Here is a 4,757-nt window from a genome sequence, read left to right on the forward strand (position 1 = left end):
GGCACTGGCGCAGACCGCTGCCTGGTACCCGGTGCTCAAGCAGCGGCGCCGTGCGCTGAGGATCACATCCGGCAACCCGCAGGAGACGTGCTTCCCGGTGGCGTTCGAGCTTGCGACCACCCGGGGGGCGCCCGGCCAGGACGCCGCCGGCGTCGCCGACACCGCGCTGGCCGATCGCGCCGCCGAGCACCCGGACCCGCCGCTCGACCACCTGCTCGACGACCCATCCCTGGCCACACATCTCGAGCAGGCCTGGGACCGCACGGGCGCAGACACCGCCGACTGGGCCGACCACGAGGCCGCCGCCACCGCCGCGCTGCTCACCACCTTCCGCGCCCTCGGCACCGAGCACGCCGCCGCCGCGTGGGCCGACTGGCTCGCCCTCCCCCGCCCCGCCGCGCTCGCCGAGTCGCTCAGGTTCGGCGACGGCGACACCGCGCTGCGCCGCGCCGTCGAGCAGGCCATCCCGGGCGCCGTGACCACGCCGCTGCTGCTCACCACGCTCGGCCTGGCCGAGGGCGCCACCCTCGCCCGTCCGTGCCTGCGCGGAACCCAGCCCGACGCCCTGCTGGAACGGAGCATCGAGAGGCGGCTGCGCTCCGCCGTCAGGCGCTCGAGCGAGACCTCCCCCGAGCAACTGGTCGAGGCGGAGATCGCCCGCGCCAGCGAGCCCGCCGGCTTGCTGGCCGCGTCGCTGGCTGCCGCGTTCCTGCTCGGCGCCGTGCTCGCACCGGCCCTGCGACCGCTCGCCCCCACCGAGGAGATCGCCGACCCGGCGCCGGTGCTGGCCGAGATCCGTACCCGGTTCGCGCGCGAGGCGTACGTGCTGCGGGCGCGCAGGTACGTCGCGGGCGGGGTGGCACTAGCGGCACCCGATGCCGGGCTCACCGAGGTGATGCGCGACCTCCTCGAGCTGTACCGCCCGTTCCTGCGCCGCCTCTGGGCGCGCCTGCACGGCTTCGAGCTCGCGGGTACCGGCACGCTGGAGGTCGCCGAGGTGCGCGATCTCCTCACCGGCGTGGCCCGCTCGGTCAGCCTCGACCTACGCACTCGGATCCGCCGCACCCTCGAACGGCAGGTGGCTGCATGACTCCCGTGCTCATGATGGACGGCGCGCTCGTCGAGGCGCCGCTGGAGCAGGACACGCTGCGCGTCACCCTGACCGACCCCGCTGCCGCCGAACCGTGGTTGACGCGGCTGCTGGGCAGCGACGTCGCCGTGAACGTCCTCGCCGGGTCGACGGCGGTGCCGCGCCACCCGCTGCTGGCTCGCCTCGCGCTCGTGCTGTGGGCGCGCCGCTGGTGGCCGGCCAGCCGCCTGTTGCGGATCCCGCCGCTGCCGGGGCACCTGCTCGCGCTCGAGGCCGCCCACCTCAGTGCCGCGCTCGACGGCCACCTCGACCCCTTCGAGGCCACCCCTCAGGAGTGGTTCGACCTGGCCGCCGCGGGGGCTCTTGACTGGTCCGGCACTCGCCCCGCCCTCGAGGCGCTCGCCACCTTCTTCGCTGAGCAGGACGACGAGCGCGCCGCCACCGCCGAGCGGCTGGCCGCGCACGCGACCGGAGTTGCTCCCGGTGACTTCGCGCTGGCCGCGGGCGGTCCGAGCGCTGCGGTACCCGCCGCCGCGCTCGCCAGTGGCTCCGCGAGCGTCGACTGGGCGCTCGTGCCGCCCGGTGTGCTCGATGCTGCTGAGAACACGGTGCGCTGGTCGCTGATCCCTGCGGGCTCGGGTGCTGCGCTCCGGGTCGAGGTCACCGCGTTGCCCGGCGCCGACGCGCCGGTGCAGGCGATCGCGACCACGGCGGAGCACCGCCTGGTCATCGACCTCGTTCCCGAACCGCTCACCATGGTGGGTGAGGCACCGGTGCCCGACGGCGTCGCGGCGGCCATCCTCGATGGTCGCCTCGATGTGGTGGTGACCTCGCCAGGGGCCGACTCCGCGGTCACCACAGTGGCCGAGCGGGCTGCCGTGCTGGCGTGGGTACAGGCACGCGCAGATCAGCCGCAGGAGGAGCTGCTGCTGGCTGAGCGGAGCCTCGGATGGTGAGTATCGGCGTCGGCATGGCGATGCCGGGCCACTGGCCCACCGGACCAGCACCGGAGGGTGTCACGGTCAGCCATGGGTACGGCTGTGCGTGCGTCGCGCAGGCATTCGGGAACCTCCCCTTCAACACGGTCCGCACCCGCATCTGCCGACTCTCCGACGACGCCTATCTGAAGGCCCTCCTGGACGCGAACGAGGCCTTCATCTCAGCCAAGGGCGCAGGGGCCGGTGACGAGGCGATCGCCGCCTACAGGGCGCTGGCCGAGCGGGCGGTCGAGCTCGAGAACTTCACGCTGGCGTTCGGTGCCGACGCCGACGTGGGCGACCTTCACTATCGCCGCGGCGAGCTGCACCTGGCCCGGGCGGCGGCGCAGCGGGTCCTCGACGCGATGCCGGGCTTCTACGCCACCGTGACGCACTACCAGCAGTTCGTGGAGGTACGGCCGTGCGAGGCGTCACGCGACATCGCCGAGCGCACGCTCATCAACATCGACATCGAGGAGCAGCGCCTCGTCGAAGCCGGCGCCCTCATCGAGCGGCAGCACGAGCGGAACCTCCAACGCCGCGCAACCGAGGCGCAGCACCCAGGCCAGTTCACGCCGTCGATGATGATCGCGTTCGACCTGGACGACCACGAGCTGGAGGTGCTGCGCGCCCGACTCGCCGTGGCACGTGGCGATCAGGCGGCTGCAGCGCGGCACCTCGACGACGTGGTGGCCGCGCTGACCGGCTGGACACCGCCGGACGCCGCCGGCCTGACCGACGCCGACCGCGACGGTCTGCGCGACCAGGCACGGACGGTCGGAGAGATGGCGCGCGCCGAGCGCACGCGGCTCGATATCAACACGGGGCGCGCCGACGAGGGCCACGCCGGACTCGTGTCCGGCCGGCTCCGCGGCGTGGTCGGATTCGGGGACGAGGCGCACCTGATCGAGATGACCGAGACGGACTCGATCACGAGGCTACGGGAGCTCTACGACGAGCAACTGCAGCGCGGACAGCCGGCGCAGGCAGCCGAGACGGCCTTCACCTTGGGCTGCCGCTACGTCGAAGAGGATGATGCCGAGGCTGCCTTGAAAGCTCTTGCCAAGGCCGAGCGAGGCTGGCGGAAGGTGGGACAGACCGCTGCGCAGGAGCCGCGCCTGGCCCTGCCGCGCGCGCTCGCGCTGACCGGCATCGGACGCCACACCGAGGCGCTCGTGATGGCACGCGACGCCGCACAGCGCTACGTGAAGGCGGGTGCAGGGTTCGACGCCGTACGCGCCGACGTCATGACCGGCATGATCGCCGCCCAGGTGGGTGACGTCGGGCATACGGACATCGCCGTGGCTGCCGCACTGGGGTCGGACGCGCTGCGCTACACGCTCGCCACCGCACCGGAACGGGAGGCCTGGGATACCGCCGCCGTGCAGCCGGCCATAGAGCTCGCCATCACGCTGCTCTCCGCCGCCGACCGCAAGGACGAGTTGGCTGCGCTGCTCGAACAGCGCGCTGCCGTGGGCGCGCTCGACCCCACCGCCCCCGCCACGTCCGCCCCCGCACCCCCTCCCGTACCCGAAGGGCACAAGACTGCCGAAAGGGAACGGCCTGCCGTGCCCTTGGGACACGCTCGTGCCCTTTCGACGTCGCCTGCGGCCGACGACATGCTCACGCTCGCGGCCGGAGCAGCCCCGCTGGCGCGAACCGCTGCCGAGCACACTTCGGCAAGGACGTGGCGACTCGCACCACCCCCCGAGTCGCCCACGCTCGCCGCAGCGCTCAAGCGTGCGCGCCGCCGCTACCGGCTGCCTGAGGCGGCGCACCCAGCCCAGCCAGCAGAGTCAGCCCAGCCAGCGTCAGGCTCACCTCGACCACCAGCCGCCGAGTCGGAGCGAGCAGCGGTCATCCTCCGATTCGTCGAGCTCGGGGAGGTGACGTACCGCGTGTGGCGCAACTCTCTGGTACCGGACCGGCCCGAGATCGCTGTGATCAACCCCGCTGGCCTTCACGCGAGTCTGGAGGCACTGCAGCAGGCGCTGCCAACACCGCTGCCGGGCGAGGACCAGGCTGCGGCGCTGACCCGCGCCACCGCCGGGGCGCTCGGCGGCGACCAGCACGCTCTCGACGAGTTGGCAGCCAACCTCGGCACCTTGCTGCTGCACGGCGTCTCGAGCGCGCTGACCGCCCACGGATCCCGTCCGCGGCTGCTGATTCAGCCCAGCGCGGCGCTGGAGCAGGTGCCGTGGCCGCTGCTCACGATCTCCGCCCCTGAGCTCAAGCCGACCCACCCTCACCTGGTCGACCTGATCGACCTCGCCGACATCGCCTTACTGGCTCCCGAGGGCGTGGCAGCCGCCGCGCGCCCCGTGACCGAAGGCGCCGGCTTGCTGCGCGTGATCGAGCCGACCGGTACGGGACTGGGCCGCCTGCTACGCGAGGAGGCCACGCCGTCGAGCGGGCCAGACGTCCGCACGCGGCAGCGGTGCCGCTACGAGCGGACCGACCTCGCCACCGACCTCGCCCAGCAGCCGGCAGCCTTCATGTATCTCGGTCACGTCGGAGCACCGGGAGTGATCTCTGGCCTTCAGCTGAGCGACGGCACCCTCACCGCGCTCGACCTCGCACGCCTCCCGATGCCGCCGCGCGTGGCGCTGCTGGGATGCGCGAGCGCGCAAGACCTGGCGCAGGCAGATGCCGCATCGCTTCCGCGTGCCGCGGTCACCGCCGGTGCCGCG

General features: G+C 73.3%; 2 protein-coding genes and 1 pseudogene. All 3 read left to right on the forward strand.

Features of this window, described 5'->3' with window-relative positions:
* Positions 1 to 1,090 (forward strand): hypothetical protein (locus tag ACOJSN_RS00360; RefSeq protein ID WP_420110523.1); only part of this gene is annotated, 1,090 nt, incomplete at its 5' end.
* Entirely contained in the window at positions 1,087 to 2,046 is a 960-nt protein-coding gene (locus tag ACOJSN_RS00365; protein WP_420110524.1) for a hypothetical protein, read from the forward strand. The genes ACOJSN_RS00360 and ACOJSN_RS00365, both read left to right, overlap by 4 nt.
* A pseudogene (locus ACOJSN_RS00370) lies at positions 2,043 to 4,757 on the forward strand (hypothetical protein); the annotation flags it as partial. The gene ACOJSN_RS00365 and the pseudogene ACOJSN_RS00370, both read left to right, overlap by 4 nt.

This window comes from Pseudactinotalea sp., assembly GCF_048594945.1.
Classification (GTDB): domain Bacteria; phylum Actinomycetota; class Actinomycetes; order Actinomycetales; family Beutenbergiaceae; genus Pseudactinotalea.

Excerpts from the sequence above, each read along its gene's own strand:
- ACOJSN_RS00365 (WP_420110524.1), top strand. The coding sequence starts at position 1,087 with ATGACTCCCGTGCTCATGATGGACGGCGCGCTCGTCGAGGCGCCGCTG.